Source organism: Pseudomonas fluorescens (genome assembly GCF_040448305.1).
GTDB classification, from domain to species: Bacteria; Pseudomonadota; Gammaproteobacteria; order Pseudomonadales; family Pseudomonadaceae; genus Aquipseudomonas; species Aquipseudomonas fluorescens_BH.
This window is the reverse complement of the sequence record NZ_CP148752.1, coordinates 6,121,260-6,140,000: the sequence shown is the minus strand read 5'-3', so window position 1 is coordinate 6,140,000 and position 18,741 is coordinate 6,121,260. Positions and strand designations below refer to the sequence as shown.

The 18,741-nt window shown below is 55.1% G+C and carries 11 protein-coding genes, 6 tRNA genes and 3 rRNA genes (1 of these 20 cut by a window edge); all 20 read left to right on the top strand.

All coding sequences use genetic code 11. The features are described from left to right. Positions 1-129: ribosomal RNA gene (locus WHX55_RS28075) — 16S ribosomal RNA — on the top strand; it begins 1,408 nt to the left of the window's first position. A gap of 160 nt (positions 130-289) precedes the next feature. Continuing rightward, positions 290-366: transfer RNA gene (locus WHX55_RS28070), tRNA-Ile, on the top strand. A 30-nt stretch (positions 367-396) separates the two neighbouring features. Next, positions 397-472 (top strand) — tRNA-Ala (locus tag WHX55_RS28065). A gap of 248 nt (positions 473-720) precedes the next feature. Beyond that, positions 721-3,614, top strand: a 23S ribosomal RNA gene (locus WHX55_RS28060). A 150-nt stretch (positions 3,615-3,764) separates the two neighbouring features. After that, a 5S ribosomal RNA gene (gene rrf, locus WHX55_RS28055) occupies positions 3,765-3,880 on the top strand. Together the 16S, 23S and 5S rRNA genes with 2 tRNA genes alongside form the textbook arrangement of a ribosomal RNA operon. A 135-nt stretch (positions 3,881-4,015) precedes the next feature. Beyond that, complete coding sequence (gene birA, locus WHX55_RS28050) at positions 4,016-4,975, top strand: bifunctional biotin--[acetyl-CoA-carboxylase] ligase/biotin operon repressor BirA (protein ID WP_353741668.1); 960 nt, start codon at positions 4,016-4,018, stop codon at positions 4,973-4,975. After that, a complete protein-coding gene (locus tag WHX55_RS28045) occupies positions 4,965-5,714 on the top strand; it encodes a pantothenate kinase (protein WP_353741667.1) in 750 nt (249 codons plus the stop codon). The genes birA and WHX55_RS28045 overlap by 11 nt, the downstream gene beginning before the upstream one ends. Positions 5,715-5,721: 7 nt before the next feature. Continuing rightward, complete coding sequence (locus tag WHX55_RS28040) at positions 5,722-6,162, top strand: hypothetical protein (protein WP_353741666.1); 441 nt, start codon at positions 5,722-5,724, stop codon at positions 6,160-6,162. Between the two features lie 143 nt (positions 6,163-6,305). Continuing rightward, a tRNA-Tyr gene (locus WHX55_RS28035) sits at positions 6,306-6,390 on the top strand. Positions 6,391-6,413: 23 nt separating this feature from the next. Next, a tRNA-Gly gene (locus WHX55_RS28030) sits at positions 6,414-6,487 on the top strand. Between the two features lie 26 nt (positions 6,488-6,513). Further along, positions 6,514-6,589: transfer RNA gene (locus WHX55_RS28025), tRNA-Thr, on the top strand. Between the two features lie 174 nt (positions 6,590-6,763). Continuing rightward, a tRNA-Trp gene (locus tag WHX55_RS28020) sits at positions 6,764-6,839 on the top strand. Between the two features lie 45 nt (positions 6,840-6,884). Continuing rightward, positions 6,885-7,253 (top strand): preprotein translocase subunit SecE, encoded by a 369-nt coding sequence (gene secE, locus WHX55_RS28015; RefSeq protein WP_007984402.1) that lies wholly within the window; start codon positions 6,885-6,887, stop codon positions 7,251-7,253. Positions 7,254-7,262: 9 nt separating this feature from the next. Beyond that, on the top strand, positions 7,263-7,796 hold the full coding sequence (nusG, locus tag WHX55_RS28010; RefSeq protein ID WP_007984405.1) for a transcription termination/antitermination protein NusG: 534 nt from the start codon (positions 7,263-7,265) through the stop codon (positions 7,794-7,796). Positions 7,797-7,913: 117 nt separating this feature from the next. After that, entirely contained in the window at positions 7,914-8,345 is a 432-nt protein-coding gene (gene rplK, locus WHX55_RS28005) for a 50S ribosomal protein L11 (protein WP_007933726.1), read from the top strand. Continuing rightward, complete coding sequence (gene rplA / locus WHX55_RS28000; protein WP_003186095.1) at positions 8,345-9,040, top strand: 50S ribosomal protein L1; 696 nt, start codon at positions 8,345-8,347, stop codon at positions 9,038-9,040. The genes rplK and rplA overlap by 1 nt, the downstream gene beginning before the upstream one ends. Before the next feature lie 198 nt (positions 9,041-9,238). Next, positions 9,239-9,739, top strand: coding sequence for a 50S ribosomal protein L10 (gene rplJ / locus WHX55_RS27995; RefSeq protein WP_007970413.1), 501 nt, complete (start codon positions 9,239-9,241; stop codon positions 9,737-9,739). A gap of 75 nt (positions 9,740-9,814) precedes the next feature. Continuing rightward, a complete protein-coding gene (gene rplL / locus WHX55_RS27990) occupies positions 9,815-10,180 on the top strand; it encodes a 50S ribosomal protein L7/L12 (RefSeq protein ID WP_108218340.1) in 366 nt (121 codons plus the stop codon). Between the two features lie 220 nt (positions 10,181-10,400). Next, positions 10,401-14,474, top strand: coding sequence for a DNA-directed RNA polymerase subunit beta (rpoB, locus tag WHX55_RS27985; RefSeq protein ID WP_108218341.1), 4,074 nt, complete (start codon positions 10,401-10,403; stop codon positions 14,472-14,474). Positions 14,475-14,538: 64 nt separating this feature from the next. Beyond that, positions 14,539-18,738, top strand: a complete 4,200-nt coding sequence (rpoC, locus tag WHX55_RS27980; RefSeq protein ID WP_150726866.1) for a DNA-directed RNA polymerase subunit beta' — start codon at positions 14,539-14,541, stop codon at positions 18,736-18,738. Positions 18,739-18,741: the final 3 nt, after the last annotated feature.

Below are 18,741 nucleotides of genomic sequence, written 5' to 3'. Positions count from 1 at the left end.
TGGGAGTGGGTTGCACCAGAAGTAGCTAGTCTAACCTTCGGGAGGACGGTTACCACGGTGTGATTCATGACTGGGGTGAAGTCGTAACAAGGTAGCCGTAGGGGAACCTGCGGCTGGATCACCTCCTTAATCGACGACTCAGCTGCTCCATAAGTTCCCACACGAATTGCTTGATTCATTGAAGAAGACGATAAGAAGCAGCCAAAAGGGTTGTAGCTTAGTTGGTTAGAGCGCACCCCGTGCTTTGTGGTAAAGAGCAGGGTGAGGTCGGCCTTAGCAGCTCGAAATTGGGTCTGTAGCTCAGTTGGTTAGAGCGCACCCCTGATAAGGGTGAGGTCGGCAGTTCGAATCTGCCCAGACCCACCAATTTTGTGTGGGAAACGCCTGTAGAAATACGGGGCCATAGCTCAGCTGGGAGAGCGCCTGCCTTGCACGCAGGAGGTCAACGGTTCGATCCCGTTTGGCTCCACCACTAACTGCTTCTGATTGTATAAAGCTTAGAAATGAGCATTCCATCGAGACGATGGTGAATGTTGATTTCTAGTCTTTGACTAGTTCGTTCTTTAAAAATTTGGGTATGTGATAGAAAGATAGACTGAACGTTACTTTCACTGGTAACGGATCAGGCTAAGGTAAAATTTGTGAGTTGCTCTTAGGAGCTCAATCGAATTTTCGGCGAATGTCGTCTTCATAGTATAACCAGATTGCTTGGGGTTATATGGTCAAGTGAAGAAGCGCATACGGTGGATGCCTTGGCAGTCAGAGGCGATGAAAGACGTGGTAGCCTGCGAAAAGCTTCGGGGAGTCGGCAAACAGACTTTGATCCGGAGATGTCTGAATGGGGGAACCCAGCCATCATAAGATGGTTATCTTGTACTGAATACATAGGTGCAAGAGGCGAACCAGGGGAACTGAAACATCTAAGTACCCTGAGGAAAAGAAATCAACCGAGATTCCCTTAGTAGTGGCGAGCGAACGGGGACTAGCCCTTAAGTGGCTTTGAGATTAGCGGAACGCTCTGGAAAGTGCGGCCATAGTGGGTGATAGCCCTGTACGCGAAAATCTCTTGGTCATGAAATCGAGTAGGACGGAGCACGAGAAACTTTGTCTGAATATGGGGGGACCATCCTCCAAGGCTAAATACTACTGACTGACCGATAGTGAACTAGTACCGTGAGGGAAAGGCGAAAAGAACCCCGGAGAGGGGAGTGAAATAGATCCTGAAACCGTATGCGTACAAGCAGTGGGAGCCCACTTTGTTGGGTGACTGCGTACCTTTTGTATAATGGGTCAGCGACTTATTTTCAGTGGCGAGCTTAACCGAATAGGGGAGGCGTAGCGAAAGCGAGTCTTAATAGGGCGTCTAGTCGCTGGGAATAGACCCGAAACCGGGCGATCTATCCATGGGCAGGTTGAAGGTTAGGTAACACTGACTGGAGGACCGAACCGACTACCGTTGAAAAGTTAGCGGATGACCTGTGGATCGGAGTGAAAGGCTAATCAAGCTCGGAGATAGCTGGTTCTCCTCGAAAGCTATTTAGGTAGCGCCTCATGTATCACTGTAGGGGGTAGAGCACTGTTTCGGCTAGGGGGTCATCCCGACTTACCAAACCGATGCAAACTCCGAATACCTACAAGTGCCGAGCATGGGAGACACACGGCGGGTGCTAACGTCCGTCGTGAAAAGGGAAACAACCCAGACCGTCAGCTAAGGTCCCAAAGTTATGGTTAAGTGGGAAACGATGTGGGAAGGCTTAGACAGCTAGGAGGTTGGCTTAGAAGCAGCCACCCTTTAAAGAAAGCGTAATAGCTCACTAGTCGAGTCGGCCTGCGCGGAAGATGTAACGGGGCTCAAACCATACACCGAAGCTACGGGTATCACCTTCGGGTGATGCGGTAGAGGAGCGTTCTGTAAGCCTGTGAAGGTGAGTTGAGAAGCTTGCTGGAGGTATCAGAAGTGCGAATGCTGACATGAGTAACGACAATGGGTGTGAAAAACACCCACGCCGAAAGACCAAGGTTTCCTGCGCAACGTTAATCGACGCAGGGTTAGTCGGTCCCTAAGGCGAGGCTGAAAAGCGTAGTCGATGGAAAACAGGTTAATATTCCTGTACTTCTGGTTATTGCGATGGAGGGACGGAGAAGGCTAGGCCAGCTTGGCGTTGGTTGTCCAAGTTTAAGGTGGTAGGCTGGAATCTTAGGTAAATCCGGGATTCTAAGGCCGAGAGCTGATGACGAGTGTTCTTTTAGAACACGAAGTGGTTGATGCCATGCTTCCAAGAAAAGCTTCTAAGCTTCAGGTAACCAGGAACCGTACCCCAAACCGACACAGGTGGTTGGGTAGAGAATACCAAGGCGCTTGAGAGAACTCGGGTGAAGGAACTAGGCAAAATGGCACCGTAACTTCGGGAGAAGGTGCGCCGGTGAGGGTGAAGGACTTGCTCCGTAAGCCCACGCCGGTCGAAGATACCAGGCCGCTGCGACTGTTTATTAAAAACACAGCACTCTGCAAACACGAAAGTGGACGTATAGGGTGTGACGCCTGCCCGGTGCCGGAAGGTTAATTGATGGGGTTAGCTAACGCGAAGCTCTTGATCGAAGCCCCGGTAAACGGCGGCCGTAACTATAACGGTCCTAAGGTAGCGAAATTCCTTGTCGGGTAAGTTCCGACCTGCACGAATGGCGTAACGATGGCGGCGCTGTCTCCACCCGAGACTCAGTGAAATTGAAATCGCTGTGAAGATGCAGTGTATCCGCGGCTAGACGGAAAGACCCCGTGAACCTTTACTATAGCTTTGCACTGGACTTTGAATTTGCTTGTGTAGGATAGGTGGGAGGCTTTGAAGCGTGGACGCCAGTTCGCGTGGAGCCAACCTTGAAATACCACCCTGGCAACTTTGAGGTTCTAACTCAGGTCCGTTATCCGGATCGAGGACAGTGTATGGTGGGTAGTTTGACTGGGGCGGTCTCCTCCTAAAGAGTAACGGAGGAGTACGAAGGTGCGCTCAGACCGGTCGGAAATCGGTCGTAGAGTATAAAGGCAAAAGCGCGCTTGACTGCGAGACAGACACGTCGAGCAGGTACGAAAGTAGGTCTTAGTGATCCGGTGGTTCTGTATGGAAGGGCCATCGCTCAACGGATAAAAGGTACTCCGGGGATAACAGGCTGATACCGCCCAAGAGTTCATATCGACGGCGGTGTTTGGCACCTCGATGTCGGCTCATCACATCCTGGGGCTGAAGCCGGTCCCAAGGGTATGGCTGTTCGCCATTTAAAGTGGTACGCGAGCTGGGTTTAGAACGTCGTGAGACAGTTCGGTCCCTATCTGCCGTGGACGTTTGAGATTTGAGAGGGGCTGCTCCTAGTACGAGAGGACCGGAGTGGACGAACCTCTGGTGTTCCGGTTGTCACGCCAGTGGCATTGCCGGGTAGCTATGTTCGGAAAAGATAACCGCTGAAAGCATCTAAGCGGGAAACTTGCCTCAAGATGAGATCTCACTGGGACCTTGAGTCCCCTGAAGGGCCGTCGAAGACTACGACGTTGATAGGTTGGGTGTGTAAGCGCTGTGAGGCGTTGAGCTAACCAATACTAATTGCCCGTGAGGCTTGACCATATAACACCCAAGCAATTTGCGTCGAAAGGCCAGATTGCGGTGTGTGAAGACGAAAGAACCGAAAGTTCGTGATACTCACAAAACACCAAGCTGTCACATACCCAATTTGCTGAAGCGCGGCCAACCGGCCACGACTCAGTACCCGAATTTCTTGACGACCATAGAGCGTTGGAACCACCTGATCCCATCCCGAACTCAGCAGTGAAACGATGCATCGCCGATGGTAGTGTGGGGTTTCCCCATGTGAGAGTAGGTCATCGTCAAGATTAAATTCCGAAACCCCAATTGCGAAAGCAGTTGGGGTTTTGTTTTTGTCTGCAGGAAAGCCACGGCTGCTGGATTTCTATGCAATCGCTCGATGCGTGGCTATCATGCGGGCCTCATTGTGAGGCGAGACCTGCATGCTGACGTTGTTAAAGCTTCTTAAAGATGGCCGATTCCATTCGGGTCAAGCATTGGGTGCTGCCCTGGGCGTCAGTCGTAGTGCTGTGTGGAAGCAGCTTCAGCATTTGGAAGCTGAGCTGGGTTTGTCTATTCATAAGGTTCGTGGGCGCGGCTATCAATTGTCCACGCCATTAGCGCTGCTCGATCCTGCCGAGATAAGCGCTCAGGCGCACTCTTGCGCCTGGCCCGTCCAGGTTTACGATTCAGTCGACTCCACCAATGCCGAAGCGCTGCGCGCTATTGGGCGCGGGCAGGCGGCACCCTTTGTGGTGCTTTCGGAGCGGCAGACTGCCGGTCGCGGGCGACGTGGTCGCAAGTGGGTCAGTCCATTCGCGGAAAACGTCTATTACAGCCTGGTGCTACGTATTGATGGTGGGATGCGTCAGCTGGAGGGCTTGAGTCTTGTCGTTGGACTCGCTGTCTTGCAGACGTTACGTGAGCTCGGTATTGCAGCCGCTGGATTGAAATGGCCTAACGATGTCCTTGTAGGTCAGAAAAAGATCGCGGGAATACTGCTCGAGTTGGTTGGTGATCCTGCTGATGTGTGTCACGTGGTCCTGGGGGTGGGAATCAATGTGAACATGCAGTCCGCTGATGAGGTGGACCAGCAGTGGACATCCCTGCGGCTCGAGTCAGGCAAATTGTTTGATCGCAACCAATTGGTTGCGATGCTGGGGGAGATGCTGCAGCGATACCTGGCTCGTCACCAAGCGGGTGGTTTTTTGGTCATCCAGTCAGAGTGGGAGCAAAATCACCTGTGGCAGGGGCGAAGCGTGTCGTTGATTGCCGGCGTCAATCAAATTGATGGTGAAGTGCTTGGTATTGATGGCCAGGGCGCCTTGCGCCTGAAGGTGGATGGTGTGGAGAAAGTCTTCAGTGGTGGTGAGTTGAGCCTGAGGTTGCGTGATGATTCTTGAGCTTGATTGTGGGAATAGTTTCATCAAGTGGCGTGTGCTTGCCGCTAATGCCGGGCAGGTGCTGGGTGAAGGGGTCGTCGATTCCAATCTTGGATTGCTGGAGGGGTTGGGAGCGCTCAAAGGGCTTGCCCTCACGTTTTGCCGGTTGGTGAGCGTCAGGACCGCGGAGGAAACCGTTACGCTGACGTCTTTGCTCGGCGATACCTTTGATGTGCCGGTTGTGTGCGCAACGCCTGCGCGCGAAATGTCAGGCGTGCGCAATGGGTATGAAGAGTTTGAGCGGCTGGGGCTGGATCGGTGGCTCGCAATGCTCGGAGGTTTTCATCTGGCTTCAGGTGCGTGCCTGGTGCTCGATTTCGGTACGGCCGTGACCGCTGACTTTATCGCGGCGGATGGAGAGCACCTGGGTGGTTTCATCTGCCCGGGGATGCCGTTGATGCGCAACCAGTTGCGCACCCACACCCGCAAAATTCGTTATGGGGATCTGGCGGCCGAGCAGGCTCAGGAAAGTCTTGTTCCTGGTCGCGCGACTGTCGAGGCTGTAGAGCGTGGTTGTCTGTTGATGTTGCGCGGTTTCGTGCTGACCCAGCTCGAATTGGCGCGCAGTTACTGGGGTGAGGACTTTGTCGTATTCCTCACCGGGGGGGATGCGGGCCTGGTCACTGAGGTCGTGCCTCGGGCCAGGGTGGTTTCGGACTTGGTGTTTGTCGGATTGGCCATGGCCTGTCCCTTGTCCTGAGGTTTTTATGCGTTGGTTGTTTCTGCTGCTGCTTGTCCTCAATGGCTTCTACTACATCTGGCATCAACAAGAGGCTCCTTTGCGCGCGAAGGATGTCACGCCTTTGAGTCTGTATCGCGGGTCTCAACAGGATATCCGCTTGTTGAGCGAGGCGGGTGACGTCTCCAAGGATAAGGGTAAAGCTGTCTCGACAGACAATGGCTGCCTTTATCTGGGCGGCTATACGCGTCAGGAGGCTGCGCAGGCGGTTGAGCGTCGTTTGAGCGGGATGGAGGTCAAGTTTCAATCCCTGCCGAAAGCTGCGACCGAAGGGGCAGGGTATTGGGTGCGTATTGCACCGGAAAGCCGGCGTTGGCTGGACGATTTGCAGCTGATAAACCTTTCTAAAGAATTCAATGAGTTAAAACATAAAATAATGCCGTGCGAGGGGGTTGCACCCGCCGAATAGTTTGCATAGAATGGCGCCCGCTCCACAGCGAACACCGGAAACGGTTAGCGGTGTGAAGCGAGGTCAACGCAGCTAAGCTCAGGTTTTTAATGAGAAAAATGCTTGACAGAAGGCTGGCATGATGTAGAATGCCGGCTCGCTTAGGAGGGGTTCCCGAGCGGCCAAAGGGATCAGACTGTAAATCTGACGTCTACGACTTCGAAGGTTCGAATCCTTCCCCCTCCACCATTTTAGCGAGAGCTGTAAGCCTCGCGGGTATAGTTTAGTGGTAGAACCTCAGCCTTCCAAGCTGATGATGCGGGTTCGATTCCCGCTACCCGCTCCAAGTTTACAGGTTTTGCACAGTGTTACGCTCTTGTAGCTCAGTTGGTAGAGCACACCCTTGGTAAGGGTGAGGTCAGCGGTTCAAATCCGCTCAAGAGCTCCATATAACAAGGCAGATATGAAAATATCTGCCTTTGTTTTAGGTGGTAGTGGTTGCGCCTGATTGTGTTTCTGAAGGTTGCCGGTGTCGTGAATGCCGGTGTTGCAACCAGGATCACCTGGTAAGTGTTGTAAAGTCTTTTTCGGGTCGGCATAATGGTCGGCCTGATTTTGTTTTAGGTCAGTAGCTCAATTGGCAGAGCGACGGTCTCCAAAACCGTAGGTTGGGGGTTCGATTCCCTCCTGACCTGCCAGATTCACTCGGTGTGTCTGGCTTTCTTTTCACAGGATCTTCATAGATGACTCCTAAAGCTGAAGCTCAAGGCTCTCGTTTCGACCTCCTCAAGTGGCTTGTAGTAGTCGCTCTGGTGGTTGTTGGCGTTGTTGGCAATCAGTACTTTTCTGCTTCGCCGATCCTGTACCGCGTACTCGCATTGCTTGCTATTGCTGCCGTAGCTGCCTTTGTAGGCCTGCAGACGGTCAAGGGCAAGTCTTTCTTTGTACTGGTTAAGGAAGCGCGCACCGAAATTCGTAAAGTCGTTTGGCCAACTCGCCAAGAAACCACGCAGACCACGTTGATCGTTGTGGCTGTTGTTCTGGTTATGGCGTTGCTGTTGTGGGGGCTTGATTCCCTGCTCGGTTGGCTTGTTTCCTTGATCGTCGGCTAAGGGTGTCCCGTGGCTAAGCGTTGGTATGTTGTGCATGCTTACTCCGGTTACGAGAAGCATGTAATGCGCTCGCTGATCGAGCGCGTAAAGCTGGCCGGTATGGAAGATGGCTTCGGCGAGATTCTGGTTCCCACTGAAGAAGTGGTTGAAATGCGCAATGGCCAGAAGCGCAAAAGCGAACGCAAGTTCTTCCCTGGCTATGTGCTGGTGCAGATGGATATGAACGAGGGTACTTGGCACTTGGTCAAGGACACTCCTCGGGTGATGGGTTTCATTGGCGGTACTGCCGATAAGCCTGCGCCAATCACCGATAAAGAAGCAGAAGCGATTCTGCGTCGCGTTGCCGATGGCAGCGATAAGCCGAAGCCGAAGACGTTGTTCGAGCCGGGTGAGTCGGTGCGTGTCAATGACGGTCCGTTCGCAGACTTTACCGGTGTTGTTGAAGAAGTTAACTACGAAAAGAGCCGGATCCAGGTCGCAGTGCTCATTTTCGGTCGCTCTACTCCGGTGGAGCTCGAGTTCAGCCAGGTCGAAAAGGTCTAGTTGAACAAAAATCCCAACCCCGCAGCCGTAGGCTGTGGGGTTTTGTCGTCACTGGGATAAACGCGCAAGTAACCGGGGAGCCTTTCGAGGCGTTCGAACCCGTAATTGGAGTGCCTCATGGCCAAGAAGATTACCGCTTACATCAAGCTGCAAGTGAAAGCCGCTCAGGCTAACCCAAGCCCACCTGTTGGTCCTGCTCTGGGTCAGCACGGCGTGAACATCATGGAATTCTGCAAGGCTTTCAACGCCCGTACTCAGGGTCTTGAGCCAGGTCTGCCGACTCCAGTGATCATCACTGTCTACAGCGACCGTAGCTTCACTTTCGAAACCAAATCCACCCCTGCTTCGGTTCTGCTGAAGAAGGCGGCCGGTCTGACCAGCGGTTCCGCTCGTCCGAACACCGTTAAGGTTGGCACCGTGACCCGTGCTCAGCTGGAAGAAATCGCGAAAACCAAAAACGCGGATCTGACTGCAGCTGATATGGAAGCAGCCGTGCGTACTATCGCCGGTTCTGCTCGTAGCATGGGCCTTAACGTGGAGGGTGTGTAATGGCTAAGCTGACCAAGCGTCAAAAGGCTATCGCCGGCAAAATCGAAGCAGGCAAGGCCTACAACTTTGTAGACGCCGCTGCCCTGCTGGCTGAACTGTCGACTGTCAAGTTCAGCGAGTCGTTTGACGTAGCTGTAAACCTGGGTGTTGACCCGCGTAAATCCGACCAGGTCGTTCGTAGCGCTACTGTGCTGCCACACGGCACTGGCAAGACCGTTCGCGTTGCTGTGTTCACCCAGGGTCCAGCTGCTGAAGCCGCTCTGGCTGCCGGCGCTGACCGTGTAGGCATGGACGACCTGGCTGCCGAAATGAAAGGCGGCGACCTGAACTATGACGTAGTGATCGCATCCCCGGATGCAATGCGCGTTGTAGGTCAACTGGGTCAGATCCTCGGTCCACGTGGCCTGATGCCTAACCCTAAAGTCGGCACCGTAACCCCAGACGTAGCTACCGCGGTTAAAAACGCCAAGGCTGGTCAGGTTCGTTATCGCACCGACAAAAACGGCATCATCCACACTTCCGTTGGCAAGATCGGCTTCGATGCCGTCAAGCTGAAGGAAAACGTTGAAGCCCTGATCGCTGATCTGAAGCGTATCAAGCCAGCTTCCTCGAAAGGCATTTACGTCAAGCGCGTTACCCTGAGCACCACTATGGGCCCAGGTCTGGTCATCGACCAAAGCTCGCTCGACGCGTAAGACACAGATTGGCGCAAGCGATTGCGCCAATTGAAAAATTGGGGTCCCTGCCTGGCGGGGGCTATCCAAGACCGTAGGCGACGCAAGTCTTAAACCTCAAGCCTACGCAGATGGTGCTCCCGGTTCCTTACCGAATCAGACACCAAAACGACATCCGGTTTCGACCAGATGAAACGGTAACAAGCAGGAGTTAAACCCGTGGCAATTAAACTCGAAGACAAGAAGGCCATCGTCGCTGAAGTCAACGAGGCTGCCAAAGTCGCTCTGTCCGCTGTCGTGGCTGATGCCCGTGGCGTAACAGTAGGCGCGATGACCGGACTCCGTAAAGAGGCTCGTGAAGCTGGCGTTTACGTACGTGTTGTACGTAACACCCTGCTCAAGCGCGCTGTTGCTGACACTGAATTCAGTGTCCTCAACGACGTGTTCACTGGCCCTACCCTGATTGCGTTCTCCAAAGAACATCCAGGCGCTGCTGCCCGGATCTTCAAGGAATTCGCAAAGGGTCAGGACAAGTTCGAGATCAAGGCAGCTGCGTTCGAGGGCAAGTTCCTCGCAGCTAACCAAATCGACGTACTGGCAACTCTGCCGACCCGTGACGAAGCAATTTCTCAGCTGATGAGCGTGATTCAAGGCGCTACCAGCAAGTTGGCTCGTACTCTGGCGGCAATTCGCGACCAGAAAGAAGCTGCTGCAGCCTAAGGCTCGTCAACTTCTCGCGTTTTTTGTTTTTTTCGATGGTCGCGTAGGCCGTCCCCAATATCAGGAATTAGATTCATGTCTATCTCTCAGAACGATATCCTTGAAGCAGTTGGCAACATGTCCGTAATGGAAGTTGTTGAGCTGATCAAAGCTTTCGAAGAAAAATTCGGTGTTACCGCTGCTGCTGCATCGGCAGGTCCTGCCGCTGCTGCCGCTGTTGTTGAAGAGCAAACTGAATTCAACGTCATGCTGCTGGAAGCTGGCGAGAAGAAAGTTAACGTGATCAAGGCAGTACGTGAACTGACCGGTCTGGGCCTGAAAGAAGCCAAGGCTGTAGTTGACGGCGCTCCTGCCATGGTTCTGGAAGCAGTGACCAAAGATGCAGGCGACAAAGCCAAAGCAACTCTGGAAGAAGCAGGCGCTAAAGTCGAGCTGAAGTAAGCATCGACTTTGCGTCTCCAGCCCGAGCGTTAAGCGACAGGCTGATGGCTGGTGGCTCTTGCCACCGGCCTTTTTCCGTTATTGGCAGCCGACTGGGTCGGTGCCGATAACGTGCTGTAACCACCCGATGCGGTGGCGCAAACCATGGGGTTTGCACGATTTTCTGGCTGCTCCCGTCGGGAGGGGCCAAACAAGCAGGTGACCAAGCTGGGGAACGCTGATGGCTTACTCATATACTGAGAAAAAACGTATCCGCAAGGACTTTAGCAAGTTGCCGGACGTCATGGATGTGCCGTACCTCCTGGCCATCCAGCTGGATTCGTATCGTGAATTCTTGCAAGCGGGAGCGACTAAAGATCAGTTCCGCGACGTGGGCCTGCATGCGGCCTTCAAATCCGTTTTCCCGATCATCAGCTACTCCGGCAATGCTGCGCTGGAGTACGTCGGTTATCGCCTGGGCGAACCGGCATTTGATGTCAAAGAATGCGTATTGCGCGGTGTAACTTACGCCGTACCTTTGCGGGTAAAAGTGCGCCTGATCATTTTCGACAAAGAGTCGTCGAACAAAGCGATCAAGGACATCAAAGAGCAAGAAGTCTACATGGGTGAAATCCCCCTGATGACTGAAAACGGTACCTTCGTAATCAACGGTACCGAGCGTGTAATCGTTTCCCAGCTGCACCGTTCCCCGGGCGTGTTCTTCGACCACGACCGTGGCAAGACGCACAGCTCCGGTAAACTGCTGTACTCCGCGCGCATCATTCCTTACCGCGGTTCGTGGCTGGACTTCGAGTTCGACCCGAAAGACTGCGTATTCGTGCGTATCGACCGTCGTCGCAAGCTGCCTGCATCGGTACTGCTGCGCGCGCTGGGCTATACCACTGAAGAAGTGCTGGACGCGTTCTATACCACCAACGTATTCCACGTGAAGGGCGAGACCCTGAGCCTGGAGCTGGTGCCTCAGCGCCTGCGCGGTGAAATCGCTGTCCTCGATATTCTGGATGACAAAGGCAAGGTTATTGTCGAGCAGGGTCGTCGTATCACCGCTCGCCACATCAACCAGCTGGAAAAAGCCGGGATCAAAGAGCTGGATGTGCCTCTGGACTACGTCCTGGGTCGCACAACCGCCAAGGTCATCGTGCATCCGGCAACCGGCGAAATCCTGGCAGAGTGCAACACCGAGCTGAATACCGAGATCCTGGCCAAAATCGCCAAGGCTCAGGTTGTTCGCATCGAAACTCTGTACACCAACGATATCGACTGCGGTCCGTTCGTCTCCGACACCCTGAAGATCGACTCCACCAGCAACCAATTGGAAGCGCTGGTCGAGATCTATCGCATGATGCGTCCAGGCGAGCCGCCAACCAAGGACGCTGCCGAGACCCTGTTCAACAACCTGTTCTTCAGTCCTGAGCGCTATGACCTGTCTGCGGTCGGCCGGATGAAGTTCAACCGTCGTATCGGTCGTACCGAGATCGAAGGTTCGGGCGTGCTGTGCAAGGAAGACATCGTCGCGGTACTGAAGACCCTGGTCGACATCCGTAACGGTAAAGGCATCGTCGATGACATCGACCACCTGGGTAACCGTCGTGTTCGCTGCGTAGGCGAAATGGCCGAGAACCAGTTCCGCGTTGGCCTGGTACGTGTTGAGCGTGCGGTCAAAGAGCGTCTGTCGATGGCTGAAAGCGAAGGCCTGATGCCGCAAGACCTGATCAACGCCAAGCCAGTGGCTGCGGCGGTGAAAGAGTTCTTCGGTTCCAGCCAGCTGTCCCAGTTCATGGACCAGAACAACCCGCTGTCCGAGATCACCCACAAGCGTCGTGTTTCTGCACTCGGCCCTGGCGGTCTGACTCGTGAGCGCGCCGGCTTTGAAGTGCGTGACGTACACCCGACTCACTACGGTCGTGTATGCCCGATTGAAACGCCGGAAGGTCCGAACATCGGTCTGATCAACTCCCTGGCCGCTTATGCGCGCACCAACCAGTACGGCTTCCTGGAAAGCCCGTACCGTGTGGTGAAAGACGCTCTGGTCACCGACGAGATCGTGTTCCTGTCCGCCATCGAAGAAGCCGATCACGTGATCGCTCAGGCCTCGGCCACGATGAACGACAAGAAAGTCCTGATCGACGAGCTGGTAGCTGTTCGTCACTTGAACGAATTCACCGTCAAGGCGCCGGAAGACGTCACCTTGATGGACGTATCGCCGAAGCAGGTAGTTTCGGTTGCTGCGTCGCTGATTCCGTTCCTCGAGCACGACGACGCCAACCGTGCGTTGATGGGTTCGAACATGCAGCGTCAAGCTGTACCAACCCTGCGCGCTGACAAGCCGCTGGTAGGTACCGGCATGGAGCGTAACGTAGCCCGTGACTCCGGCGTTTGCGTCGTGGCTCGTCGTGGCGGCGTGATCGACTCCGTCGACGCCAGCCGTATCGTGGTTCGTGTTGCCGATGACGAAGTTGAAACCGGTGAAGCCGGTGTCGACATCTACAACCTGACCAAGTACACCCGCTCCAACCAGAACACCTGCATCAACCAGCGTCCGCTGGTGCGTAAGGGTGATCGGGTTCAGCGTAGCGACATCATGGCCGACGGCCCGTCCACCGACATGGGTGAACTGGCTCTGGGTCAGAACATGCGCATCGCGTTCATGGCATGGAACGGCTTCAACTTCGAAGACTCCATCTGTCTGTCCGAGCGTGTTGTTCAGGAAGACCGTTTCACCACGATCCACATCCAGGAACTGACCTGTGTGGCCCGTGACACCAAGCTTGGCCCAGAGGAAATCACTGCCGACATCCCGAACGTGGGTGAAGCGGCTCTGAACAAGCTGGACGAAGCCGGTATCGTTTACGTAGGTGCTGAAGTTGGCGCAGGCGACATCCTGGTTGGTAAGGTCACTCCGAAAGGCGAGACCCAGCTGACTCCGGAAGAAAAACTGCTGCGTGCGATCTTCGGTGAAAAAGCCAGCGACGTTAAAGACACTTCCCTGCGTGTACCTACCGGTACCAAAGGTACTGTCATCGACGTACAGGTCTTCACCCGCGACGGCGTTGAGCGTGATGCTCGTGCACTGTCGATCGAGAAGTCCCAGCTGGACGAGATCCGCAAGGACCTGAACGAAGAGTTCCGTATCGTTGAAGGTGCTACTTTCGAACGTCTGCGTTCCGCTCTGGTCGGCCACAAAGCCGAAGGCGGCGCCGGTCTGAAGAAAGGCCAGGACATCACCGACGAAGTTCTCGACGGTCTTGAGCACGGCCAGTGGTTCAAACTGCGCATGGCTGAAGATGCTCTGAACGAGCAGCTCGAGAAGGCTCAGGCCTACATCGTTGATCGTCGCCGTCTGCTGGACGACAAGTTCGAAGACAAGAAGCGCAAACTGCAGCAGGGCGATGACCTGGCTCCAGGCGTGCTGAAAATCGTCAAGGTCTACCTGGCAATCCGTCGTCGCATCCAGCCGGGCGACAAGATGGCCGGTCGTCACGGTAACAAAGGTGTGGTCTCCGTGATCATGCCGGTTGAAGACATGCCGCACGATGCCAATGGCACCCCGGTCGACGTTGTCCTCAACCCGTTGGGCGTACCTTCGCGTATGAACGTCGGTCAGATCCTTGAAACCCACCTGGGCCTCGCGGCCAAGGGTCTGGGCGAGAAGATCAATCGCATGATTGAAGAGCAGCGCAAAGTTGCCGAGCTGCGCAAGTTCCTGCACGAGATCTATAACGAGATCGGCGGTCGTCAGGAAAGCCTCGATGACTTCTCGGACCAGGAAATCCTGGACCTGGCTCAAAACCTGCGTGGCGGCGTTCCAATGGCCACTCCAGTGTTCGACGGTGCCAAGGAGAGCGAAATCAAGGCCATGCTGAAACTGGCGGACCTGCCAGAAAGCGGCCAGATGCAGCTGACCGACGGCCGTACCGGCAACAAGTTCGAGCGCCCGGTTACCGTTGGCTACATGTACATGCTGAAGCTGAACCACTTGGTAGACGACAAGATGCACGCTCGTTCTACCGGTTCGTACAGCCTGGTTACCCAGCAGCCGCTGGGTGGTAAGGCGCAGTTCGGTGGTCAGCGTTTCGGGGAGATGGAGGTCTGGGCACTGGAAGCATACGGTGCCGCTTACACTCTGCAAGAAATGCTCACAGTGAAGTCGGACGATGTGAACGGCCGTACCAAGATGTACAAAAACATCGTGGATGGCGATCACCGTATGGAGCCGGGCATGCCCGAGTCCTTCAACGTGTTGATCAAGGAAATTCGTTCCCTCGGCATCGATATCGATCTGGAAACCGAATAACACGTGACGCGAATCGAGAGCGGGGCAGGATTGCCCGCTCTCTGCTCCGCCAGGAGGAAAGGCCTTGAAAGACCTACTGAATTTGCTGAAAAACCAGGGTCAAGTCGAAGAGTTCGACGCCATCCGTATCGGATTGGCATCGCCTGAGATGATCCGTTCGTGGTCGTTCGGTGAAGTTAAAAAGCCGGAAACCATCAACTACCGTACGTTCAAACCTGAGCGTGACGGCCTGTTCTGCGCCAAGATCTTTGGCCCGGTAAAGGATTACGAGTGCCTGTGCGGTAAGTACAAGCGCTTGAAGCACCGTGGTGTGATCTGCGAGAAGTGCGGCGTTGAAGTCGCGCTGGCAAAAGTTCGTCGTGAGCGCATGGCGCACATCGAACTGGCCTCGCCGGTTGCCCACATCTGGTTCCTGAAATCGCTGCCGTCCCGTATCGGCTTGCTGATGGACATGACCCTGCGTGATATCGAACGCGTTCTCTACTTCGAGAGTTATGTCGTTATCGATCCAGGCATGACCACCCTTGAAAAAGGTCAGCTGCTCAACGACGAGCAGTACTTCGAAGCGCTGGAAGAGTTCGGCGACGATTTCGATGCCCGCATGGGTGCCGAAGCTGTCCGTGAACTGCTGCACGCTATCGACCTGGAGCACGAGATTGGCCGCCTGCGTGAAGAAATTCCGCAAACCAACTCCGAAACCAAGATCAAGAAGCTGTCCAAGCGTCTGAAGTTGATGGAAGCCTTCCAGGGTTCCGGCAACCTGCCAGAGTGGATGGTGCTGACCGTTCTGCCGGTTCTGCCGCCAGATCTGCGTCCACTGGTCCCGCTGGATGGCGGTCGCTTCGCGACTTCCGACCTCAACGATCTGTATCGTCGAGTGATCAACCGTAACAACCGCTTGAAGCGCCTGCTGGATCTGTCCGCACCGGACATCATCGTGCGCAACGAAAAGCGTATGTTGCAGGAAGCTGTCGACGCATTGCTCGACAACGGTCGTCGTGGCCGCGCTATCACCGGTTCGAACAAGCGTCCTCTGAAATCCCTGGCTGACATGATCAAGGGTAAGCAGGGTCGTTTCCGTCAGAACTTGCTCGGTAAGCGTGTTGACTACTCCGGCCGTTCGGTAATTACCGTAGGTCCGACCCTGCGTCTGCACCAGTGCGGTCTGCCGAAGAAAATGGCTCTCGAGCTGTTCAAGCCGTTCATTTTCGGCAAGCTTGAAATGCGTGGTCTCGCTACCACCATCAAGGCTGCCAAGAAGATGGTCGAGCGCGAGCTGCCAGAGGTTTGGGACGTTCTCGCTGAAGTGATTCGCGAACACCCGGTACTTCTCAACCGTGCGCCGACCCTTCACCGTCTGGGTATCCAGGCGTTTGAACCGGTACTGATCGAAGGTAAGGCTATCCAGCTGCACCCTCTGGTCTGCGCCGCGTACAACGCCGACTTCGACGGCGACCAAATGGCCGTGCACGTACCGCTGACGCTGGAAGCCCAGCTCGAAGCGCGTGCGTTGATGATGTCGACCAACAACATTCTGTCGCCAGCCAACGGTGAGCCAATCATCGTTCCGTCGCAGGACGTTGTATTGGGTCTGTACTACATGACTCGTGAAGCGATCAACGCCAAGGGCGAAGGTCGTGTGTTCGCGGATCTGCAGGAGGTTGACCGTGTGTTCCGTGCCGGCGAAGCCGCACTGCACGCCAAGGTCAAGGTGCGGATCAACGAAACCGTCAACGACCGTGATGGCGGCAGCGTGAGCAACACCCGTATCGTCGACACCACTGTCGGCCGTGCTCTGTTGTTCCAGGTTGTGCCAAAAGGTCTGTCGTACGACGTCGTCAACCTGCCGATGAAGAAGAAGGCGATCTCCAAGCTGATCAACCAGTGCTATCGCGTGGTTGGTTTGAAAGAGACTGTGATCTTCGCTGACCAGTTGATGTACACCGGTTTTGCCTATTCGACCATTTCCGGCGTTTCCATCGGTGTTAACGACTTCGTTATCCCGGATGAAAAAGCCCGCATCATCGCGGCTGCAACCGATGAAGTGAAAGAGATCGAAAGTCAGTACGCCTCGGGCCTGGTAACTCAGGGCGAGAAGTACAACAAGGTAATCGACCTTTGGTCGAAAGCTAACGACGAAGTCTCCAAGGCAATGATGTCGAACCTCTCGAAAGAGAAGGTTATCGACCGTCACGGCAACGAAGTTGAGCAAGAATCGTTCAACTCGATGTACATGATGGCCGACTCCGGTGCTCGAGGTTCTGCTGCGCAGATCCGTCAGCTGGCCGGTATGCGTGGTCTGATGGCCAAGCCGGACGGCTCCATCATCGAAACGCCGATTACTGCGAACTTCCGTGAAGGTTTGAGCGTACTCCAGTACTTCATCTCGACTCACGGTGCTCGTAAGGGTCTGGCGGATACCGCCTTGAAAACTGCTAACTCCGGTTACTTGACGCGTCGTCTGGTAGACGTTGCGCAGGATCTGGTTGTGACCGAAGTTGACTGCGGGACCGAACACGGTCTGCTGATGACTCCGCACATTGAAGGCGGCGACGTTGTAGAGCCGTTGGGTGAGCGCGTATTGGGTCGTGTTATCGCCCGTGACGTATTCAAGCCGGGTACCGAGGACGTCATCGTTCCTGCTGGCACCCTGGTAGACGAGAAGTGGGTCGAGTTCATCGAGCTGAACAGCATCGACGAAGTGATCGTGCGTTCGCCGATCAGCTGCGAAACCCGTTTCGGTATTTGCGCCAAGTGCTACGGCCGCGATCTGGCTCGTGGTCACCAGGTGAACATCGGTGAAGCGGTCGGCGTTATCGCTGCCCAGTCCATCGGTGAGCCGGGTACCCAGCTGACGATGCGTACGTTCCACATCGGTGGTGCGGCAAGCCGGACCTCCGCAGCCGACAGCGTTCAGGTGAAGAATGGCGGTACCGTCCGTCTGCATAACCTGAAGCACGTTGAGCGAGTGGATGGTTGCCTGGTTGCTGTGTCCCGTTCCGGTGAGCTGGCCATCGCTGACGACTTCGGTCGTGAGCGCGAGCGTTACAAGCTGCCGTACGGTGCCGTGATTTCGGTTAAAGAAGGTGACAAGGTCGAAGCTGGCGCTATCGTGGCCAAGTGGGATCCGCACACTCACCCAATCGTTACCGAAATGAAAGGTACCGTGACCTACGTGGGCATGGAAGAAGGCATCACGATCAAGCGTCAGACTGACGAATTGACCGGTATGACCAACATTGAAGTACTCGACGCCAAAGATCGTCCAGCTGCCGGTAAGGACATCCGTCCTGCTGTGAAGATGGTCGACGACAACGGCAAGGATCTGTTGCTGCCAGGCACTGACGTTATCGCTCAGTACTTCCTGCCAGCCAACGCCCTGGTCGGTGTAGCGGATGGTGCGAAGATCGCGATCGGTGATGTTATCGCTCGTATCCCGCAAGAGACTTCGAAAACTCGCGACATCACCGGTGGTCTGCCGCGTGTTGCCGACTTGTTCGAAGCTCGTCGTCCGAAAGAAGCGTCGATTCTGGCTGAAGTCAGCGGCACCATCGCATTCGGTAAAGAGACCAAGGGCAAGCGCCGTCTGGTCATCACCCCGAACGACGGTACCGATCCGTACGAAGAGCTGATTCCGAAGTGGCGTCACCTGAACGTCTTCGAAGGCGAACAGGTAAACCGCGGCGAAGTTATCTCCGACGGTCCGAGCGATCCACACGACATCCTGCGTCTGCTGGGTGTGAGTGCGCTGGCCAAGTACATCGTTAACGAGATCCAGGACGTTTACCGTCTGCAAGGCGTGAAGATCAACGACAAGCACATCGAGACCATCCTGCGTCAGATGCTGCGTAAAGTTGAGATCGCTGAATCCGGCGATTCCAGTTTCATCAAGGGCGACCAGATGGAATTGACTCACGTACTGGTAGAGAACGAGCGTCTGAGCGGCGAAGACAAGTTTGTCTCCAAGTTCACTCGCGTTCTGCTGGGTATCACCAAGGCGTCGTTGTCCACCGAATCGTTCATCTCGGCGGCTTCCTTCCAGGAAACCACTCGCGTACTGACCGAAGCGGCGGTAACCGGCAAGCGCGATTACCTGCGCGGCCTGAAAGAAAACGTGGTCGTGGGTCGTCTGATCCCGGCTGGTACCGGCCTGGCTTATCACAGCGAGCGTAAGCGCCGCCGTGATGCAGACAAGCCGTTGCGCGTAAGCGCCAGTGAAGTGGAAGCTGCACTGACCGAAGCGCTGAACTCGAGCGGTAACTGAGTT